Source organism: Micromonospora sp. LOL_025, assembly GCF_048060285.1.
GTDB lineage: Bacteria > Actinomycetota > Actinomycetes > Mycobacteriales > Micromonosporaceae > Micromonospora.
Genome location: NZ_JBHMIR010000001.1, coordinates 463573 through 483614 on the forward strand (window position 1 = coordinate 463573; position 20042 = coordinate 483614).

A 20042-nucleotide genomic window follows, 5' to 3' on the forward strand; every position below is an offset into this window, starting at 1 on the left:
ATCCTACTTGCGGCCAATAGTTTAACAGCTCTACTGTTTAGCTGCTCACGCAAATCGCGTCGAGCGCCGAACGGAGGCACCCCGCCATGTCCGACTTCTCGGTCCTCGCCATCTCCGGCAGCCTGCGCCACGCGTCGTACAACACCGCCCTGATCCGGGCCGCGCAGCGCCTCGCCCCGGAGCGGCTGACCATCGAGCTGTACGAGGGACTGGGCGCCATTCCGCCCTTCGACGAGGACGTCGAGGCCACGCCGCCTGCGCCCGTGGTCGACCTGCGCCGGCGGGTGGCGGCGGCGGCGGACGCGCTGCTCATCGCCACCCCGGAGTACAACTACGGGGTGCCCGGGGTGCTGAAGAACGCGCTCGACTGGGCGTCCCGGCCGAGCTTCCCGGTCACCTCCTGGGTGTCGCCGCTGGCACACAAGCCGGTGGCCGTCATGGGCGCGGCGCCGACCGGCATGGGCACCGTCCGGGCCCAGCTCCAGCTCCGGCAGCTGTTCCTGTGGACCGACTCCACGGTGCTCAGCAAGCCGGAGATCATCGTGACCAACGCGCACGAGAAAATCGCCCCGGACGGCACCGTCACGGACGAGACCACCCGGGCGCTGCTGCGCGGCCTGCTCGACGCCCTGACCACCCGCATCCGCATCAGCCAGCTCGCCGCCGCCTGACCGCTCCCGCCGCTCCCGCACGCCGCACCCCTTGCTCCGGTGCCCCCCTCGCACGTATCCTTCGTTCAGAACATATTGAACGTTCGAAACGGGGAGCCCATGACGGAACTCTCCGCCCGGCGCCACTACGCAGAGGAAGCCGCCGTCGTACTGAGTGGGCTCGGCCTGCCACCGGCGTACGGCAAGCTGCTCGGGTGGCTGCTCGTCTGCGAGCCGCCGTGGCAGACCAGCGCCCAGCTCGCCGAGGGGCTCGGGCTCTCCAAGGGTTCGGTCAGCACCGGCATGCGGATGCTCGAGACCAGCGGTCTGGCCCGGCGGGTGCCGGTGCCGGGCCATCGAGGACACGCCTACGAGGTCAGGCCGGACGCGATCATCCGGATCGCCGCCGACGCCGCCAAGTTCCGGGTGTTCCGCCAGCTGATGGAGCAGGGTCTGACCGTCGTCGGCGGGGAGGACGCGCCCGGCAGCGAACGGCTGCGGGTGATGCGCGACTTCTATGCGTTCGTCGAACGCGAGGTGCCGAAGCTCGTCGAACGCTTCGAGTCCGAGTACGCGGAGAGGGGAGGCAGGGATGGCTGACCCCGCCATCGAGACCGGGAACCTGATCAAGACCTACGGGCGCAACCGTGGCCTGACCGGGCTGGACCTGCGGGTCGAGCGCGGCGAGGTGTACGGGTTCCTCGGGCCCAACGGCGCTGGCAAGTCCACCACGATCCGGCTGCTGCTCGACCTGATCCGCCCGACCAGCGGCCGGATCAGCGTCCTCGGTGCCGATCCCCGTCGCGACGGGGTCGCCCTGCGCCGCCGGATCGGCTACCTGGCCGGCGACTTCGTCGTGGACGGCCGGCAGAGCGCCCGGGAGCTGCTGACCTACCTGGGCAACCTCCGTGGCGGGGTGCCCCGGGCCCGGATCGACGAGCTGGCCGCCCGGCTCGACCTGGACCTCGGCCGGCGGATCAGAGGGCTCAGCAAGGGCAACCGGCAGAAGGTCGGCGTGGTGCAGGCGTTCATGCACGAACCGGAGCTGCTGATCCTCGACGAGCCGACCAGCGGGCTGGACCCGTTCCTCCAGCAGGAGTTCCTGTCGATGGTGCGGGAGGCTCGCGCCGACGGCCGGACGGTGTTCATGTCCTCGCACGTCATGAGCGAGGTGCAGCAGACCGCCGACCGGGTGGGCATCATCCGCGAGGGCCGGCTGGTCACCGTGGCGCGGGTCGAGGAGTTGCGCGAGCGTGCCGTACGCCGGGTGGAGGTCACCTTCGCCGAGCCGGTCGTCCCGGCGGAGTTCGCCGCCCTGCCCGGCGTGAGCGAGGTGACGGTCACGGGAGCGACCCTGCGCTGCCGACTCGACGGACGGGCCGACGCCCTGGTCAAGGCGGCCGCCGGGCACACCGTGGTCGGGCTGCTCTCCGAGGAGCCCGACCTGGAGGAGTTGTTCTTCGGCTACTACTCGCGGGAGGAGTCCGCCCGTGCTGCTGCGTGACCCGTTCACCAAGGCCCTGCACGACGCACGCCGCTCACTGCTCGGCTGGACCGTGGCGATCGTCGCCGTCGGGGCGATGTACGCCTCGTTCTGGCCGACGATGCAGACGCCGGAGATGACGAAGGCGTTGGAGGCGTACCCGGAGGGTCTGCTGGAGGCGTTCAACTACAGCGACCTCACCAGCGCCGCCGGCTACCTCGGCAGCGCCGTCTACGGCCTGCTGGTCCCGCTGCTGGTCGCCGTGTTCGCCATCGCCGCTGGCGCCCGCGCGGTGGCCGGCGACGAGGAGGCCGGCACGCTCGACCTGGTGCTCGCCCATCCGGTCGGCCGGACCCGGCTCGTCCTGCTCCGCTTCGCGGCGGCGGCGGTCGGCATCGTGGTGGTGACCATCCTGCTCGGCCTGGCGATGGTCGTGCTGAGCGGCCCGGCGCAATTCGACGGCATCAGTGTCGGCGGCTTCGCGGCGATGACCCTGCACCTGGCCCTGTTCGGGCTGGTCTTCGCCGCGCTCGCCTTCGCCGTCGGCGCGGCCACCGGGCGGCGGGCCGTGGCCCTCGGCACCGGCGCCGCGGTCGCCGTGCTCGGCTATCTGGCGAACTCGGTCCTGCCCCGGGTGGAGGGGCTGACCTGGGCGCGGGAGCTGTCCCCGTTCCACTGGTACCTGGGCGGCTCGCCGCTGGTCGACGGCGTGCAGCCGGTCGGGGCGCTGCTGCTCGCCGGCGCCACCGTGGCGCTGGGCGCCGTCGGCGCGGCCACCTTCGCCCGGCGCGACGTGGCGGTCTGACCCGAAGCGCGGAACGCGCCGTCGCGGTTCGGACCGGGCGGCTCGGGGCGCGCCGTCAGCCGGGCAGGAACGAGAAGCGGACGCTGCGGGTGGGGTTGTCGCCGTTGGGGTCGACCAGGCAGACCGACTGCCAGGTGCCCAACGCCAGCCGGCCGTCGACGACCGGCAGCGTCGCGTACGGGGGGACGAACGCCGGCAGGACGTGGTCGCGCCCGTGGCCGGGCGAGCCGTGCCGGTGCCGCCACCGGTCGTCGGTGGGCAGCAGGTCGTCGAGCGCGGCGAGCAGGTCGTCGTCGGACCCCGAACCGGTCTCGATGATCGCCAGCCCGGCGGTGGCGTGCGGCACGAAGACGTGCAGCAGGCCGTCGCCCTGCCCGGAGACGAACCGCTCGGCCTCCGCCGTGATGTCCCGGACGGTCGGCCGGGCCCCGGTCTGGACGGTGATGACCTCACTGCGCATACGACGCATTGTGCCCGAGGGGGTCGACGGCCGCCCACTTCCCACCGAGCGGTCCCGTTGCGCAAAGTTACCGGCGGGTACCTGTGTCGCGCGTCGCGTCTCCGGGCGGTGGGCGTGACGGCGGGTGCCACCAGGAGGCAGGATGGCGCTAGAGACCTATCCCACACAGAACCGAGGGAACGCCTGTGGCTACGGAACGCAAGCGCCCGGTGATCACCGCTGGTCTGCCGAGCCAGCTTCCGGACATCGACCCTGAAGAGACCAGCGAATGGGTCGAGTCGCTCGACGGTGTCATCGACGAGCGCGGGACAAAGCGCGCCCGCTACGTCATGCTGCGCCTGCTGGAGCGGGCCCGCGAGCGCCAGGTCGGGGTGCCGTCGCTGACCACCACCGACTACATCAACACCATCCCGCCGGAGCGCGAACCGTGGTTCCCGGGCGACGAGCACGTGGAACGGCGGATCCGGGCGTACGTCCGGTGGAACGCGGCCATGCTGGTGCACCGGGCGCAGCGCCCCGAGATCGGCGTCGGCGGGCACATCTCCACCTTCGCCAGCTCGGCCTCGCTCTACGAGGTGGGCTTCAACCACTTCTTCCGTGGCAAGGACCACCCGGGCGGCGGCGACCACATCTTCTACCAGGGCCACGCCTCGCCCGGCATGTATGCGCGGGCGTTCCTGGAGGGGCGGCTGACCGAGCACCAGCTCGACGGGTTCCGCCAGGAGCTGTCGCACCCGGGCGGCGGCCTGCCGTCGTACCCGCACCCCCGGCTCATGCCGGACTTCTGGGAGTTCCCCACGGTCTCGATGGGCCTGGGCGGGCTGAACGCGATCTACCAGGCGCGGTTCAACCGCTACCTGCACCACCGGGGCATCAAGGACACCTCGGACCAGCACGTGTGGGCGTACCTGGGCGACGGCGAGATGGACGAGCCGGAGACGCTCGGCGCGATCGGTGTGGCCGCCCGCGAGGAGCTGGACAACCTCACCTTCGTGATCAACTGCAACCTCCAGCGGCTCGACGGGCCGGTGCGCGGCAACGGCAAGGTCATGCAGGAGCTGGAGGCGTTCTTCCGGGGTGCCGGCTGGAACGTCATCAAGGTGGTCTGGGGCCGCGAGTGGGACCCGTTGCTCGCCGCGGACACCGACGGCGCGCTGGTCAACCTGATGAACACCACGCCCGACGGTGACTACCAGACCTACAAGGCGGAGTCCGGGGCGTACGTCCGGGAGCACTTCTTCGGCCGCGACCAGCGGACCCGCAAGATGGTCGAGGACCTCAGCGACGACGAGATCTGGAACCTCAAGCGGGGCGGGCACGACTACCGCAAGCTCTACGCGGCCTACAAGGCGGCGATGGAGCACACCGGTCAGCCGACCGTCATCCTCGCAAAGACGATCAAGGGCTGGACGCTGGGCTCGCACTTCGAGGGCCGCAACGCCACCCACCAGATGAAGAAGCTGACGCTGGAGGACCTGAAGACCTTCCGCGACCGGCTCTACCTGGACATCCCGGACAAGGCGCTGGAGGACAACCCCTACCTGCCGCCGTACTACACGCCGGGCGAGAAGTCCGACGAGATCGCCTACCTCAAGGAGCGGCGCCAGCAGCTCGGCGGCTACCTGCCGTCGCGGCGCTCCGGCCAGAAGCGGCTGGCCATCCCCGGCCCGGAGCGCTTCGCCGACGTCAAGCGCGGCTCGGGCAAGCAGAAGGTGGCCACCACGATGGCCTTCGTCCGCCTGCTCAAGGACGTGATGAAGGACAAGGAGTTCGGCAAGCGCTGGGTGCCGATCATCCCGGACGAGGCCCGCACCTTCGGCATGGACTCGCTCTTCCCGACGCAGAAGATCTACTCGCCGCACGGCCAGCGCTACACCTCGGTCGACCGGGAGCTGTTCCTGTCGTACAAGGAGTCCACCGGCGGGCAGATCCTGCACGAGGGGATCAACGAGGCCGGCTCGGTCGCCTCGTTCACGGCGGCGGGCTCGGCGTACGCCACCCACGACGAGCCGATGATTCCGATGTACATCTTCTACTCGATGTTCGGGTTCCAGCGCACCGCCGACGGGCTGTGGGCCGCCGCGGACCAGATGGCCCGGGGCTTCCTGCTCGGCGCCACCGCCGGCCGGACCACGCTCAACGGCGAGGGGCTCCAGCACGAGGACGGCCACTCGCTGCTGATCGCCGCCACCAACCCGGCGGTGGTCGCGTACGACCCGGCGTTCGCGTTCGAGATCGCGCACATCGTGGAGAACGGCCTGCACCGGATGTACGGCGAGGCGCAGGAGAACGTCTTCTACTACCTGACGATCTACAACGAGCCGATCCTCCAGCCGGCGGAGCCGGAGGGGGTGGACGTCGAGGGCCTGCTCAAGGGCATCTACCGCTACTCCCCCGCCCCGTCGGTGGGCGACGACGCGCCGAAGGCCAACGTGCTCGCCTCGGGCACCGGCATGCAGTGGGCGCTCAAGGCGCAGCAGCTGCTGGCCCAGGACTGGGGCGTGGCCGCCGACGTCTGGTCGGTGACCTCCTGGACGGAGCTGCGCCGGGACGCGGTGCAGTGCGAGGAGCACAACCTGCTCAACCCGGGCGCGGAGCAGCGGGTGCCGTACATCCAGCAGAAGCTGGCCGACACCGAGGGCCCGAAGGTCGCGGTCAGCGACTGGATGCGCGCGGTGCCGGACCTGATCGCCCGCTGGGTGCCCGGCGACTACACCTCGCTCGGCACCGACGGGTTCGGCATGTCCGACACCCGGCACGCCCTGCGCCGGCACTTCCACGTCGACGCCGAGTCGGTGGTCGTCGCGACGCTGCGGCAGCTCGCCCTGCGCGGCACGGTACCGGCGAACGTGCCGGCCGAGGCGGCCAAGAAGTACGCCATCGAGGACGTGAACGCGGCCCCGGTCGGCGAGACCGGCGGCGACAGCTAGGACGTACGCGACGAAGGGCCCGGCGCACCCGCGCCGGGCCCTTCGTCGTCCGACGAGCGAAGCGGCGGTGGTCCGGAGCCCCTGGCGGGGACACCGGGCCACCGCCGTCGCGGGTGACGCCAGGACGTGCCCGGCTCAGCCGACGGCGGCCAGATCGGTCAGCCGGGCGAGCGAGTCCTCCAGGTCGGCGCCGACCCTGCGCAGGCCGAGGCGGAGCAGGGCGGCCTTGACCGGACCGGCCGGCCAGCGTACGACGATGAGTCGCACGATCGTCCCGCCCTCCTCCTCGTCCGCGGTGAGCTGGACGTAGATCTCGGTGCGCGCCTCCGCCCGGGCACCGGCGCCCTTGGCGCGTTCGCGCCAGCCGATCAGGGTCGGCGCCTGATAGGCGATGACCTCGGCCTCATGCGCGGCGCCACGTCCGGCCTGGACGAGTTGTCGTCGCCCGAAGCCCTCTCCCGAGAGCACCTCGGCCGCACGGACCCCCGCCAGCCAGGCCGGCAACTGCTCGGCCCGCTGCACGACGTCCCAGACCGCTTCCACTGGCGCCATCACGTGCGCACTGCGTTCCACGAGGATCATTTCCGTCTTTCCTCCAGTGAGGACATCCCACGATATCGGCACTCTATGCGCAAATTCGGACGTACTAGGACGGGTTTGGAAAAGACACGCCGAAATCCATTGCGCTGCGGCGCCGTACGGCCTATGGCGCATCGATCGACGGCGCTCTAGAGTCGCGAGCACGATTCACGTAAGACGGGAGGGCGCATGTCGACCGCAGCGATGCCCGAGTTCCCCGCCGGATTCCGCTGGGGAGTGTCCACCTCGGCCTACCAGATCGAGGGCGGCGTCGACGAGAACGGGCGGGGAGCGTCCATCTGGGACACCTTTGCCCACACCCCTGGACGGATCGCCGACGGCAGCACCGGCGACGTGGCCTGCGACCACTACCACCGGCACGCCGAGGACGTCGCGCTGCTCGCCGGGCTGGGGGTCTCGGCGTACCGCTTCTCGATCGCCTGGCCCCGGGTGCGACCCACCGGTGACGGCCCGGTCGACGCGCGCGGGCTGGACTTCTACGACCGGCTCGTCGACGACCTGCTCGCCCACGGTGTCGACCCGGTCGCCACGCTCTTCCACTGGGACCTGCCGCAGGCCCTCGAGGACGCGGGCGGCTGGCTGAACCGGGACACCGCCCACCGCTTCGCCGAGTACGCCGACGCGACCGCCGCCCGCCTCGGCGACCGGGTGAAGCTCTGGATCACCCTCAACGAGCCGTTCATCCACATGAGCCTCGGCCACGGCACGGGCGAGCACGCCCCCGGCCGGACGCTGCTCTTCGACGCCTTCCCGGTGGCCCACCACCAACTGCTCGCCCACGGCCTCGCCGTCGCCGCGCTGCGGGCGCGCACCGCCAGCCCGGTCGCCATCGCCAACAACTACTCGCCCGTGCGGCCGGCCGGGGACACCGACGCCGACCGGGCGGCCGTCGCCGCGTACGAGGCGCTGCACAACCGCCTCTTCACCGACCCGCTGTTCGGCCGGGGCTACCCCGACGGGCTGGGCTTCGACACGGGCGTGGTGCGCGCCGGGGACCTCGACGTGATCGCCGCGCCGATCGACGTGCTGGGGGTCAACTACTACAACCCGACCGGCGTACGTGCCGCGCAGGAGGGCTCGCCGCTGCCGTTCGAGCTGGTGCCGCTCGACGGATACCCGCGCACCGCCTTCGACTGGCCGGTCGCCCCCGACGGGCTGCGCGAGCTGCTCGGCTGGCTGCGCCGCACGTACGCCGACGACCTGCCGCCGATCCAGGTCACCGAGAGCGGCTGCGCGTACGACGACACGCCCGACGCCGACGGCCGGGTGCACGACCCGGAGCGCATCGCCTACCTCGACGGGCACCTGCGCGCGGTACGGGCGGCGATGGACGAGGGCGTCGACGTGACCGGCTACTTCGTCTGGTCGCTGCTGGACAACTGGGAGTGGGCGGAGGGCCTCACCAAGCGCTTCGGCCTCGTGCACGTCGACTTCGACACGCAGCTCCGTACGCCCAAGTCCTCGTACGCCTGGTTCCGTGACCTGATCGCCCGGCCGTGACCACCGTCGATCCGACGCCCGCGTCGCTGCCGGCGGCGCTCGCCGAGCCGACCGTGCCGGTGCGGCGGGGCTGGATCGCGCTGATCTTCGCGGCGAACCTCGGGGTCTGGATGGCGTTCTTCACGCCGATCCAGGTGCTGCTGCCGCAGCAGCTGGGGCGGATCGCACCGGCCGACAAGGAGACCGCGCTGGCCCTGGTCACCGGCCTCGGCGCGCTCGCCGCGGTGCTCGCCAACCCCCTCGCCGGGGCGCTGTCGGACCGGACCTGCCTGCGGCTGGCCGGGCGGGAGTTCGGCCGGCGGCACGTCTGGACCGCCGGCGGCGCGCTGCTCGGCGCGGCGGCCCTGGTGCTGCTGGCGCAGCAACGCACCGTCGCCGGGGTCGCGCTCGGCTGGGTCGCCGCTCAGGTCTGCTTCAACGCGATGCTGGCCAGCCTCACCGCCGCCGTGCCGGACCGGGTGCCGGTGGCCCAGCGGGGCGGCGTCTCCGGCTGGGTCGGCATCCCCCAGGCGCTGGGGCTGGTGCTCGGGGTGGTGCTGGTCACCGCCGTGGTGAGCGGCACCGCCGCCGGCTACGTGGCGATGGCGGCGGCGGTGCTGCTGCTGGCCCTGCCGTTCGCGCTGCTCACCGCCGACGACCCGCTGCCCCGGGCGCACCGCCCGGCGCTGCGGTGGCGTGCCCTGCTCGCGTCGATGTGGATCTCGCCGCGCCGCCACCCCGACTTCGGCTGGGCCTGGATCACCCGGTTCCTGGTGCAGCTCGGCAACGCGCTCGGCACGCTCTACCTGCTCTACTTCCTCACCGACGAGGTGCGCCACGTCGACCCCGAGGGCGGCCTGCTGGTGCTGATCCTGCTCTACACGGCCGGCCTGGCGGCCACCGCCGTGGTGGCCGGGCGGCTGTCGGACCGCTCCGGCCGGCGCAAGGTCTTCGTCATCACCGCCGGCGGGATCATGGCGGTCGCCGCGCTGCTGCTGGCCGTCGCGCCGGTCTGGCCGGTGGCCGTGGTCGCCGCGCTGCTGCTCGGCGCCGGCTACGGCGTCTATCTGTCGGTGGACGCCGCGCTCATCACGCAGGTGCTGCCGGCCGCGGCCGACCGGGCCAAGGACCTGGGCGTGATCAACATCGCCAACTCCGCCCCGCAGGTGCTCGGGCCGGCGATCTCCGCCCCGCTCGTGGTGCACCTCGGCGGCTATCCGGTGCTCTACGCGGTCACCGCGGCGGTCACCGTGCTGGGCAGCGTCCTGGTGCTGAAGATCCGCTCGGTGCCCTGAGCCGCACCCCTGGCGGAATCCGGTCGCGGGCCGCCGTAGGCTGGGGACGTGACGGTACGTGTACGCTTCGCCCCCTCCCCGACCGGTATGTTCCACGTCGGCGGCGCCCGCTCGGCGCTGCAGAACTGGATCTACGCCAAGCAGCAGGGCGGGGTGTTCGTGCTCCGCATCGAGGACACCGACGCGGCCCGCAACAAGCCGGAGTGGACCGAGGGCATCCTCTCCGCGCTGGACTGGATCGGCATCGAGCGCGGCAGCTACGAGGGCCCCCACTTCCAGTCGCAGTACGCCGGCGAGCACCGGGCCGCCGCCGCGCGGCTGCACGAGTCCGGCCGCGCGTACTACTGCGACTGCACCCGCGAGGCCGTGCAGGCCCGCACCGGCTCGCAGTACCAGGGCTACGACGGCTTCTGCCGCGACCGGGGCCTGCCGGCCGGCGAGGGGCGCGCCCTGCGCTTCCGCACGCCCGACGAGGGCGAGACCGTGGTGGTCGACCTGATCCGCGGCGAGCCCACCTTCGAGAACAAGCTGGTCGAGGACTTCGTCATCGCCCGGGGCGACGGCTCGCCGGTCTTCCTGCTCGCCAACGTGGTCGACGACATGACCATGGGGATCACCCACGTGATCCGGGCGGAGGAGCACCTGCCCAACACCCCCAAGCAGCAGCTCCTCTGGGACGCCCTCGGGGTCAAGCCGCCGATCTGGGCGCACGTGCCGGTGGTGGTCAACGAGAAGCGGCAGAAGCTCTCCAAGCGCCGGGACAAGGTGGCCCTCGAGGCGTTCCGGGACGAGGGCTACCTGGCCGAGGCGATGCGCAACTACCTGATGCTGCTCGGCTGGGCGCCGTCGGGCGACCGGGAGATCGTCCCGTGGTCGGTGATCGAGGAGGAGTACCGGCTGGAGGAGGTCAACCCCTCCCCGGCGTTCTTCGACGAGAAGAAGCTCCGGGCGTTCAACGGCGAGTACATCCGGGCGCTCGGAGTCGAGGAGTTCGTCGAGGCCTGCCGGCCGTGGCTGACGGGCACCGGCACCATCGCGCCGCCGCCGTGGCAGCCGGAGGAGTTCGACGCGGACGCCTTCGCGGCCGTCGCCCCGCTGGCGCAGACCCGGATCGCGCTGCTCAGCGAGATCGTGCCGAACGTCGACTTCCTCTTCCTCGACGCACCGCTGATCGACGAGGCCGCCTGGGCCAAGGCGATGAAGGAGGGCTCGGCGGAGCTGCTGGACGCCGCCACGGCGGCGTTCGAGGCGCTGGAGTCGTGGGACGCGGAGACGCTGAAGTCGACGCTGGAGGCGGTCGGTGCCGAGCGCGGGCTCAAGCTCGGCAAGGCCCAGGCCCCGGTGCGCGTCGCGGTCACCGGGCGCACCGTCGGGCTGCCGCTGTTCGAGTCGCTGGAGGTGCTCGGCCGCGAGCGCGTCCTGAGCCGGCTGCGCGCCGCCCGGGTCCGCCTGGTCTGAGCCACACACCGCGCCAGCGCGGCGTACCCATCGGGCGCCCGGACCGTCCGGTCCGGGCGCCGAGGCGTTGAGCCGTCGGGCGTTGAGCCGTCCGGGTGCCGGGGCGTCGGGGCGGTGCCGCTCAGCGACGGGCGGAGCGGCGGCGCAGCAGCAGGCCGGCCGCGAGGGCGGCGAGGAGAAGCACGCCGCCGAGGGCCCACAGCCAGCCGCGCCCGGCCGCGTCGTCGTTCTCCTGCGCCGCGGGTACGGCGGATCCCGGCGAGCCCGCGCCCGCCGGGTCGGGCGCGGGCGAGGTCGGCCCGGCAGCGGGCGAGGTCGGCCCGGCAGCGGGCGAGGTCGGCGCGGCAGCGGGCGAGGGCGGTACGGCCGACGCCGGGGCGGTCGGGTCGGCGGTGCCCGCGCCGGCCGGCGACCCGGCGGGGGTGCCGGTGGTCAGGGTGAACCGCACCTCGCCGGAGACCGGGTGCCCGTCGCTGGACGCCACCCGGTAGTCGACGATGTAGAGCCCCGCCCGGCCCGGCTTGAACGGCACGCTCACCCGGGAGCCGGAGAAGGTCGGCGCGCCCCCCAGCGCGGCCACGTTGTCCGGACCGGTGACTGTGATCTTCGTCGTATTCGGCTCCACCTTCGCCAGGAAACGCAGCTCGATCCGGGACGGCGCCTCGGCCACCCGGGCGCCGTTGCGCGGATCGCTGCCGGTCAGCGAGTTGTGGGCGGCCGCCGGCGCGGCCGGCAGCAACAACGACACACCGAGCGCCACGCCGAGCACCACTGGCCAGGTGCGCGCCACCCGTGGGAACCTGCCCCCCATGAACCCCTCCGTAAAGGTACGATCCGCCCGCTGATCCACGGCTACCGTTCATTGGTCGGGCCGGGATCACAGATAGTTCCAATTACTGTTCCACGAGCTGCAACCGATCGACGTTCTGCGCAGTCTTGAGGGTGGCACCCCGCACGGGTCCGGTCACCCCCGTCAGCCAACCAACGCGTGACCTGCAGCAAGCCAGCCATCGAACGGGGCGAGGAGGCGGCGATGGTCCGAACGATGCGGCGGTTGGTCGCGGTGTTGGCGGGCGGGCTCGCGGCGGCGGTCCTGTCGCTCGGTCCGGCCGGGACGGCGACGGCGGCACCGAAGCCCCCACCGGCCGGAGTGGAGATCACCGGGCAGGGGTTGGCGGAGCCGCTGCGGCTGCGCGCCGAGGCCCAACCGGCGCACGTGGTGGCGATCATCGACCAGGTCAACTTCCTGGGCCGTACGGGGCAGCCCAAGGGCCCGAAGGCGGCCGACCTCGGTCCGAAGTACACGGTCGTGGTGTTCGCCGGTGACGTCCCGAAGCAGACGTACGACCTCTACCCGAAGGCGGTCGGCGGGCCGCGCGTCTACCGCCCGGCCAAGCAGCCGGACGCCCGCAAGACCGTCGCGGGCTGGTTCCTCGGCCGGCTCAGCATGTCGGAGACCCTCCGCACGGCGGGCGTGCCGCTGGAGCGGCAGTTCGACACCGTCAGCGGGGGCGTCGGCGGCGGCGAGCGGGTCATCCCGGAGGACGCCCTCAACCCGGCGAAGGACATCGGCGAGGCGCTCGGCGAGTTGCAGCGGCTGCTGCTGCTCAACGTCGCGGTGGTGCTGGTCATCACGTCGGGGCTCGCCGGGATCGCGCTGCTGGTCCGCCGCCGCACCCGCTGACCCCGCGCCAGCCCGACCGTCACCCGACGCCGCACCGCCCGTGCCGACCCCCGCCCTGGGCCGGGGGCGGCACGGGCCGGTCGCGGGCCGATGCCCCCGGCCGACGCGCACGGCCTCCGGCCGGGATCAGACCTCCAGGACCACCTTGCCGCGGACGTGCCCCGCCTCCACCAGGCGCTGCGCGTCGGCCGCCTGCGCCAGCGGGAACGTCCGTTCCACATGGACGGTCAGCCGACCGGCGTCCACCAGCCCGGCGAGCACGCCCAGGTCCACGGTCGACGGCTTGACGAACAGATAGCTGCCGCCAAGCCGGGTGACGTGCTCCGGGTCGGCCGTCGAGATCAGCCGCGCGGGACGGGTGATCAACTCGGCCGACACGTCGAGCGCGTCGCCGCCGAACAGGTCGAGCACCACGTCCACCCCGTCGGGCGCGACCGCGCGGACCCGGTCGGCCAGCCCGTCGCCGTACGCGACCGGCTCGGCGCCCAGCGACCGGACGAAGTCGTGGTTGGCCGCGCCGGCCGTGCCGATCACGCGGTCGGCGCCGAGCGCGCGGGCGACCTGCACCGCCAGGTGGCCCACCCCGCCGGACGCCCCGTGCACCAGCACCGTGTCGCCGGCTCCGGTGCGGGCCGACTGGAGCGCCTGGTACGCCGTGAGACCCGCCAGGGGGAGGCCGCCCGCCTCGGCCCAGGACGCCCGCACCGGCTTGGCCGCCAGCGCCCGCTCGGGTGCCGGGACGAGTTCGGCGTACGTGCCGTACTGGACGTGGTCGCGTCGGACGTAGCCGACGACCTCGTCGCCGACGGCGAACCCGGTCACCGCCGGCCCGACCGCCTCGATCACCCCGGCCGCGTCCCAACCGGGAACGAGCGGGAAGTGACCCGGGATCGCACGGGCCAGGTGCCCCTCGCGCACCTTCCAGTCGACCGGGTTCACCCCGGCCGCCCGGACCCGTACGAGCACCGTGTCCGGGCCGACCGGCGGGTCGGGCAGGTCCCGGACGGTCAGCAGGTCGGCCGGGCCGTACGTGTCGATCGCGATCGCCTTCACCCCGACCACGCTAGCGGCCGGGCGGCGTCGCCGTGGTCAGCACCAGCGGCGTGGGGGCCGCTCCCGGCGGGTGGCGCGCTGCCGGGGGCGGACCGGGCCGTGCCGGTGCGCGCCGGCCCAGCCGGGTAGGTCGCTGCGGCAGCCCGGGGCCTCCGCCGGCTCGGCCTCGCCGGTCGGAGCCGGCTCGGCGACGCGCTGCCGGGGCACCGTGACGTCGTCCTCGGGGCGCTCGGGCGCGCGGGCGGCCGGGTGCTCCGGCGAGTGGGCCGGGAACCCGCCGGGCAGCCGGCGGTGCTTGGCTGCCGCCGGCTGCTCGTGGTGGCCCGGCCGGCAGGGCTCGCCCTGGGCGCAGCCGTGCTCGGCCTCCCCGTGCGCCATCGGAGTCTCCTCACGCTCGCCCCGCCCGCCGGGGTCGCTCCGACGGGCCCTGTCACCGTACTGGCCGGCACCGACGCCCCCACAGCCACCCGCTCCCCCACCCCGCACACCCCCCTCCCCTCGCGATCATGGAGTTGTGGTGGGAATTTCGTACGCCGGTGCAGCTTTCGTCCCCCACCACAACTGCATGATCGGCGGGGAGGGGCGGGGTGGGGGTGTGGTGGGATCGGGGGGTGGGAGCGGGGGTGGGAGCGGGGGTGGGGGTGGGGGGTCGGGTGGGGAGATGGGTGGGGAGATGGGTGGGGGTGGGGACGGGTGGGCGGGATCTTGTGCTCGCGTGCGCGTCCCTGGTCGGCGGGGCGGTCATGTACGGCCTGGGCACGCAGCCCCAACTGTCCTGGCACCCGGGCCTGCCGGAACCGCTGTTCCTGCTGCCGCTGGCGGTGGTCTGCGTGGCCGTGGGCCTGCGCCGTGTCGCCACCCGGGCCAGCCTGGCGCTCGGCACGGTGGCGGTGCTGGCCGACCTCGCGATGGGCGGCTCGCTGGCCACCGTCCTCGTCTACACCCAGGTGCTCTACGACGCGTGCGTGTTCGGCTCGGCCCGGACCTGGCGCCGGCTGCTCCAGGTCATGGTCGGATTGAGCGTCCTCGGCACGGCGGTGGGGGTGCTGCTGAGGGGCGACTGGCGGGGCGTGGGCATCGGGGCGCCCGTGGTGCTGGCCGGGGTGCTGCCGGTGCTCACCGGGATCAGCGTGCGGCAGTACCGCGACCAGGCGGTCGCCGAGCGGGCCCGGGCCGAGCAGACGGCCCGGCTGGTGGAGCTGGACCGCCGGCAGGCGGTCGGCGCGGAGCGGGCCCGGATGGCGCGGGAGCTGCACGACGTGATCGCCAACCACCTCAGCGCGGTGGCCATCCACGCCACGGCCGCGCTCTCCGTGCCCGGGCTCGACCGGTCGCAGGTCGAGTCGGCGCTGCGCGTGATCCGGGAGAGCAGCGTGCAGGGGCTGGGCGAGATGCGCCAGATGATCGGCCTGCTGCGGGAACCGGCAGAGGGCGGGACGGCCGTCGACGCGACCGACGAGACGACCCGGGCGCGGCTCAGCGAGGTGGACGCTCTCGTGGACCGGGTCCGCGCCGCCGGGCTGACCGTACGGGCGACCCGGCGCGGCGAGCCCCGCGCGCTGCCGGTCGGGGTGGACCTGGCCGCGTACCGGATCGTGCAGGAGTCGCTGACCAACGCGCTCAAGCACGGCGCCGGCGAGGCCGACCTGCTGGTCGCGTACGAGCCGGCGGGGGTGGTGGTGGGCGTGGAGAACCCGGTCGGCGCCGGCCGTGGCCCCCTGACCGGCGCGGGCGCCGGCCTGATCGGGATGCGGGAGCGGGCGGTGCTGCTGAACGGCCGGTTCGCCGCCGGCCCGGCGGAGGGCCGGTGGCGGGTACGGGTGGAGCTGCCGACGGAGGTGGCGCCGTGAGGGGACGGGGCGCGACATGGCCGAGGTGATCCGGGTGCTGCTCGCCGACGACCAGCCGGCGGTGCGGGCCGGGCTGGCGCTGATCCTGGCCGGGGCGGCCGGCGTCGAGGTGGTGGGCGAGGCCGAGGACGGCGCCGAGGCGGTCCGGCTGTGCCGGGAGCTGCGCCCGGACGTCGCGGTCCTGGACGTGCGGATGCCCCGGCTGGACGGCATCTCGGCCACCCGGGAAATCGCCGCCGACCGCCTCGCCGACGTGCTCGTGCTCACCACCTTCGACGTCGACGAGTACGTCTTCGGGGCGCTGCGGGCCGGCGCGGCGGGCTTCGTCCTCAAGGACATCGACGCGGAGGGACTGGTGGCGGCGGTACGGACGGTCGCCCGGGGCGAGGGGTTCATCGCCCCGGCGGTCACCCGCCGCCTGATCACCGCGTTCGCGGCGACCGTCCCGGCCACCTCCGCCGCGACCCGCGGGGCGGTGGACGCGCTGACCCCCCGGGAGCGCGACGTGCTGGCCTGTCTCGGGCTCGGCCTGTCCAACCAGCAGGTCGCCGACCGGTTGGCGATGGCCGAGAGCACCACCAAGACCCACGTCAGCCGGATCCTCGCCAAGCTGGACCTGCGCAGCCGGGTGCAGGCCGCCATCCTGGCCCAGGAGTTGGGACTGCCCGCCCCGCCGCCGGCCTGACCTCACCGCCGCCCGGGGCACGTGCTTCGTCGCGACGGGTGGGCGGGCCGCCCGGTGGTCACGGCGGGTGGACCACCCGGGCCACGGCGGGCGGGCCGCCCGGCGCGGAGCCGCAGGTCGGGGCGTGTCAGGCTGGGGTGGTGAGCGAGCCGGGCGGGACGGAACTGTCTGCCACGCTGCGCCGGATCGAGCGGGCGGCCGGGGCGCTGGCCAGCGCCAGCGTGGCCCGGATGGACGAGACACTGCCCTGGTTCCGCGACCTGCCGCCCGACCACCGCTCCTGGGTGATGCTGGTGGCCCAGGCCGGCGCCCGGTCGCTGGTGCAGTGGCTGCGTGACGGCGGCGGCACGGCGGACAGCACCCAGGAGGTCTCGGACGAGGTCTTCGCCACCGCGCCGCAGGCGCTCGCCCGCTCGATCAGCCTCCAGCAGACCGTCGCGCTGGTGAAGGTGATGATCGACGTCGTCGAGGAGCAGGTCTCGCACCTGGCGGCGAAGGGCGAGGAACAGCAGTTGCGCGAGGCGGTGCTGCGGTTCTCCCGGGAGATCGCCTTCGCCGCCGCCCGGGTGTACGCCCGGGCCGCCGAGTCGCGCGGTTCGTGGGACGCCAGGTTGCAGGCGCTGCTGGTGGACGCGCTGCTGCGGGGCGACTCGCCGGACGTGCTGGCGAGCCGGGCGGCGGCGCTCGGCTGGGCGGACGCCCCGCCGGTGGCGGTGGCGGTCGGCCGCTCCCCCGGCGGGGAGGTCTCCGCCGTGCTGCACACCGTGCACCGGCAGGCCCGGCGCATCGGCACGGAGGTGATCGGCGGGGTGCACGGCGACCGGCTGGTCATCGTGCTCGGCGGCGCCGCCGACCCGGTCGCGGCCACCGGCAAGCTGCTCGGCGCCTTCGGCGACGGGCCGGTGGTGGTCGGTCCGGCCGTACCGAGCCTGGACGAGGCGACCGAATCGGCACGCGCCGCGCTGGCCGGCTTCCGGGCCGCACCGGCCTGGCCGACCGCGCCCCGGCCGGTGCCGGCGGACGACCTGCTGCCGGAGCGGGCGCTGGCCGGGGACGCCGAGGCGCGCCGACGGCTGCGACACGACGTCTACGCCGCGCTGGTGCGGGCCGGCGGGGAACTGCTGGAGACCCTGGACGCCTTCTTCGCGGCCGGCGGCACGCTGGAGAGCGCCGCGCGGTCCCTCTTCGTGCACCCGAACACGGTGCGCTACCGGCTGCGGCGGATCTCCGACGTCACCGGCTTCTCGCCGCTCGCGGCGCGGGACGCGTTCGCGCTCCAGGTGGCCCTCACCGTCGGTCGGCTCGACCCGGTGGTCCCCGTGGTACCAACCCAGACAATGATCCCGAATGTCAACAAAACGTCACACACAGGTGATGATCGCCGCCGATTTTTGTAGGAACCATCCAAAGGTTCTAGTGCGGTTTGGTCGGGGGCGGCACAGCGCTACCCGCGCGTATCCGGGAGAGTCATAGACGTGCTCGCCGTACTCTCGCCCGGCCAGGGTTCCCAGAAACCCGGCTTCCTGACTCCCTGGCTGGACCTCACCGGCGCCGAGGCACGTCTCCGCTGGTGGTCGGCGCTGGCCGGGGTCGACCTGCTGCACCTCGGCACCGCCGCCGACGCGGACGAGATCAGGGACACCGCGCGGACCCAGCCGCTGCTGGTCGCCGCCGCGCTGCTGGCCGCCGAGCACCTGCCGATGTACGACGTCACGCTCACCGCCGGCCACAGCGTCGGCGAGCTGGGCGCGGCGGCGCTCGCCGGGGTGCTCCCGGCGGAGGCGGCGATCACCCTGGCGGGCGTCCGCGGCCGGGAGATGGCCGCCGCCTGCGCGCTGGAGCCGACCGGGATGGCCGCCGTGCTGGGCGGGGACCCCGACGAGGTGCTCGCCTCGATCGTCGCGCACGGGCTGCACCCCGCCAACCGCAACGGCGCCGGCCAGTTCGTCGCGGCCGGCGCCGTCGAGGGGCTGGAGAAGCTCGCCGCCGAGCCGCCCGCGAAGGCCCGGGTGATCCGCCTGAAGGTGGCCGGCGCCTTCCACACGCCGTACATGGCCCCCGCCGAGACGGCGCTGGCCGCCGTGGCGGCCGGGATCACCCCGACCGACCCGGCCCGGATCCTGCTGTCGAACCTCGACGGGGCCGCGGTCAACCACGGGCGCGACATGGTGCAGCGGCTGGTCCGCCAGGTCACCGCGCCGGTGCGCTGGGACCTCTGCATGCGCACCCTGGCCGACCTCGGGGTGACCGGCGTGATCGAGCTGCCCCCGGCCGGCACCCTCGCGGGCCTGGTGAAGCGGGAGCTGAAGGGGGCCGGCGCCCCCGAGGTGGTCACCCTCAACACCCCGGACGACCTGCCCGCCGCCCGGGACCTGATCGCCCGGCACGGGATGGCGCCGAGTCACGAGCCGACCATGCACTTCCGCGTGGTGGTGGCCCCCTCGGCCGGTACCTTCGAGCCGGCGCGGGAGCTCACCGAGGGCGACGCGCTCCGCGCCGGCCAGGTCGTCGGCCACGTGGCCACCCGGCAGGGCCCGGTCGAGGTGACCGCGCACGGCAGCGGCGTGCTCACCGAGTGGCTCGCCCACCACGACGACCCGGTCGCGCCGGGCCAACCGCTCGTCCGCATCGGAGGACACGCATGACCGGCAGCCGGATCGTCGCGCTGGGGCACTACCAGCCCTCGCGCGTGGTCACCAACGACGACATCGCCCAGTTGGTCGAGACCAGCGACGAGTGGATCCGGGACCGGGTCGGCATCGTCAGCCGGCGGATCGCCGACGGCGAGACGGTCGCCGACATGGCCGCCGCCGCCGCCGACAAGGCCCTGGCCAACTCCGGGCTCACCGCCGCCGACATCGACCTGGTCGTGGTGGCGACGTGCAGCTCCGCCGACCGCAGCCCGAACGTGGCCTGCCGGGTCGCCGCCAAGCTCGGCATCACCGCGCCCGGGGCGTTCGACCTCAACACGGCCTGCTCCGGCTTCGCGTACGCGCTGGGCACCGTCGACCACGCCATCCGGGCCGGCGCCTCGCGCAACGCCCTGGTCATCGGCGCGGAGAAGCTGTCCGACATCGTCGACTGGACGGACCGCTCCACCTGCATCATCTTCGCCGACGGCGCCGGCGCCGCCGTGGTGTCGGCCGTGGGCGAGGGCGAGCCCGACGGCGTCGGCCCGGTGGTCTGGGGCTCGGTGCCGGAGCGCGGCGACGCGGTACGCATCGAGGGCTGGCGCCCGTCCATCCAGCAGGAGGGCCAGTCGGTCTTCCGCTGGGCCACCACGGAGTTGGCGCCGCTGGCCCGGCAGGCGTGCGAGCGCGCCGGGGTGGACCCGTCGGAGCTGGCGGCCTTCGTGCCGCACCAGGCCAACGCCCGCATCATCGACGGCATCGTCAAGCGGCTCGGGATCCCCAACGCGATCGTCGCCAAGGACATCGTCGAGTCCGGCAACACGTCGGCGGCGAGCGTGCCGCTGGCCCTGTCCAAGCTGGTCGAGCGGCGGGAGGTGCCGTCCGGCGCCCCGGTGCTGCTCTTCGGCTTCGGCGGCGGCCTGACCTACGCCGGTCAGGTCGTCCGCTGCCCCTGACAAGCCCCTCCGGCCGCTGCGCCG

The 20042-nt window shown here is 73.7% G+C and carries 19 protein-coding genes; 14 read left to right on the plus strand and 5 right to left on the minus strand.

Going from position 1 to position 20042, the window contains the following annotated elements:
• Positions 1-86 precede the first annotated feature (86 nt).
• The 4 genes from ACFHW0_RS02190 to ACFHW0_RS02205 all read left to right on the plus strand — a co-directional run bounded on the left by ACFHW0_RS02190 (position 87) and on the right by ACFHW0_RS02205 (position 2938).
• Positions 87-671, plus strand: coding sequence for an NADPH-dependent FMN reductase (locus tag ACFHW0_RS02190; protein ID WP_416605087.1), 585 nt, complete (start codon positions 87-89; stop codon positions 669-671).
• 99 nt (positions 672-770) lie between these two features.
• Entirely contained in the window at positions 771-1250 is a 480-nt protein-coding gene (locus ACFHW0_RS02195; RefSeq protein WP_416605088.1) for a GbsR/MarR family transcriptional regulator, read from the plus strand.
• Positions 1243-2154 carry an ABC transporter ATP-binding protein gene (locus ACFHW0_RS02200; protein ID WP_416605090.1) on the plus strand — a complete coding sequence of 304 codons (912 nt, stop codon included), beginning with the start codon at positions 1243-1245 and terminating at the stop codon, positions 2152-2154. Before ACFHW0_RS02195 ends, ACFHW0_RS02200 begins: the two co-directional genes overlap by 8 nt.
• A complete protein-coding gene (locus ACFHW0_RS02205; protein WP_416605091.1) occupies positions 2141-2938 on the plus strand; it encodes an ABC transporter permease subunit in 798 nt (265 codons plus the stop codon). The genes ACFHW0_RS02200 and ACFHW0_RS02205 overlap by 14 nt, the downstream gene beginning before the upstream one ends.
• A 55-nt stretch (positions 2939-2993) precedes the next feature.
• Here the strand turns inward: ACFHW0_RS02205 and ACFHW0_RS02210 are convergent, their stop codons facing one another.
• Positions 2994-3398: a YjbQ family protein gene (locus ACFHW0_RS02210; protein ID WP_088999025.1), complete on the minus strand. Its 405-nt coding sequence runs from the start codon at positions 3396-3398 to the stop codon at positions 2994-2996.
• A 185-nt stretch (positions 3399-3583) separates the two neighbouring features.
• On the opposite strand from ACFHW0_RS02210, the gene aceE reads away from it, so the two are divergent.
• Positions 3584-6328 (plus strand): pyruvate dehydrogenase (acetyl-transferring), homodimeric type, encoded by a 2745-nt coding sequence (aceE, locus tag ACFHW0_RS02215; RefSeq protein WP_416605092.1) that lies wholly within the window; start codon positions 3584-3586, stop codon positions 6326-6328.
• Between the two features lie 135 nt (positions 6329-6463).
• On the opposite strand, the gene ACFHW0_RS02220 is transcribed toward aceE, so the two are convergent.
• Entirely contained in the window at positions 6464-6910 is a 447-nt protein-coding gene (locus ACFHW0_RS02220) for an SRPBCC family protein (RefSeq protein WP_121400347.1), read from the minus strand.
• A 186-nt stretch (positions 6911-7096) separates the two neighbouring features.
• On the opposite strand from ACFHW0_RS02220, the gene ACFHW0_RS02225 reads away from it, so the two are divergent.
• From ACFHW0_RS02225 to gltX, 3 genes are read left to right on the plus strand one after another with little or no spacing between them, the layout of a single operon-like run.
• Complete coding sequence (locus ACFHW0_RS02225) at positions 7097-8428, plus strand: GH1 family beta-glucosidase (RefSeq protein ID WP_416605094.1); 1332 nt, start codon at positions 7097-7099, stop codon at positions 8426-8428.
• The gene (locus ACFHW0_RS02230) at positions 8425-9702 is read left to right on the plus strand and encodes an MFS transporter (RefSeq protein ID WP_416605095.1); all 1278 of its coding nucleotides are present in this window, start codon (positions 8425-8427) and stop codon (positions 9700-9702) included. The genes ACFHW0_RS02225 and ACFHW0_RS02230 overlap by 4 nt, the downstream gene beginning before the upstream one ends.
• Positions 9703-9750: 48 nt before the next feature.
• Positions 9751-11160 (plus strand): glutamate--tRNA ligase, encoded by a 1410-nt coding sequence (gene gltX, locus ACFHW0_RS02235; protein WP_416605096.1) that lies wholly within the window; start codon positions 9751-9753, stop codon positions 11158-11160.
• A 121-nt stretch (positions 11161-11281) separates the two neighbouring features.
• Here the strand turns inward: gltX and ACFHW0_RS02240 are convergent, their stop codons facing one another.
• Complete coding sequence (locus ACFHW0_RS02240; RefSeq protein WP_416605098.1) at positions 11282-11971, minus strand: copper resistance CopC family protein; 690 nt, start codon at positions 11969-11971, stop codon at positions 11282-11284.
• A 222-nt stretch (positions 11972-12193) separates the two neighbouring features.
• On the opposite strand from ACFHW0_RS02240, the gene ACFHW0_RS02245 reads away from it, so the two are divergent.
• Complete coding sequence (locus ACFHW0_RS02245; protein WP_416605099.1) at positions 12194-12844, plus strand: hypothetical protein; 651 nt, start codon at positions 12194-12196, stop codon at positions 12842-12844.
• A gap of 126 nt (positions 12845-12970) precedes the next feature.
• On the opposite strand, the gene ACFHW0_RS02250 is transcribed toward ACFHW0_RS02245, so the two are convergent.
• Positions 12971-13897: an NADP-dependent oxidoreductase gene (locus ACFHW0_RS02250; protein WP_416605100.1), complete on the minus strand. Its 927-nt coding sequence runs from the start codon at positions 13895-13897 to the stop codon at positions 12971-12973.
• 36 nt (positions 13898-13933) lie between these two features.
• The gene (locus ACFHW0_RS02255; protein ID WP_416605102.1) at positions 13934-14275 is read right to left on the minus strand and encodes a hypothetical protein; all 342 of its coding nucleotides are present in this window, start codon (positions 14273-14275) and stop codon (positions 13934-13936) included.
• 287 nt (positions 14276-14562) lie between these two features.
• Here ACFHW0_RS02255 and ACFHW0_RS02260 point away from each other — a divergent pair, with 287 nt between their 5' ends.
• The 5 genes from ACFHW0_RS02260 to ACFHW0_RS02280 all read left to right on the plus strand — a co-directional run bounded on the left by ACFHW0_RS02260 (position 14563) and on the right by ACFHW0_RS02280 (position 20018).
• Positions 14563-15747 carry a sensor histidine kinase gene (locus ACFHW0_RS02260; protein ID WP_416605103.1) on the plus strand — a complete coding sequence of 395 codons (1185 nt, stop codon included), beginning with the start codon at positions 14563-14565 and terminating at the stop codon, positions 15745-15747.
• Positions 15748-15763: 16 nt separating this feature from the next.
• Complete coding sequence (locus ACFHW0_RS02265) at positions 15764-16432, plus strand: response regulator (protein WP_416605104.1); 669 nt, start codon at positions 15764-15766, stop codon at positions 16430-16432.
• A 38-nt stretch (positions 16433-16470) separates the two neighbouring features.
• Positions 16471-17829: a PucR family transcriptional regulator gene (locus ACFHW0_RS02270; RefSeq protein ID WP_416605105.1), complete on the plus strand. Its 1359-nt coding sequence runs from the start codon at positions 16471-16473 to the stop codon at positions 17827-17829.
• A 78-nt stretch (positions 17830-17907) separates the two neighbouring features.
• Entirely contained in the window at positions 17908-19077 is a 1170-nt protein-coding gene (locus tag ACFHW0_RS02275; RefSeq protein WP_416605106.1) for an acyltransferase domain-containing protein, read from the plus strand.
• Positions 19074-20018: a beta-ketoacyl-ACP synthase III gene (locus tag ACFHW0_RS02280; protein ID WP_416605107.1), complete on the plus strand. Its 945-nt coding sequence runs from the start codon at positions 19074-19076 to the stop codon at positions 20016-20018. The genes ACFHW0_RS02275 and ACFHW0_RS02280 overlap by 4 nt, the downstream gene beginning before the upstream one ends.
• Positions 20019-20042 lie beyond the last annotated feature (24 nt).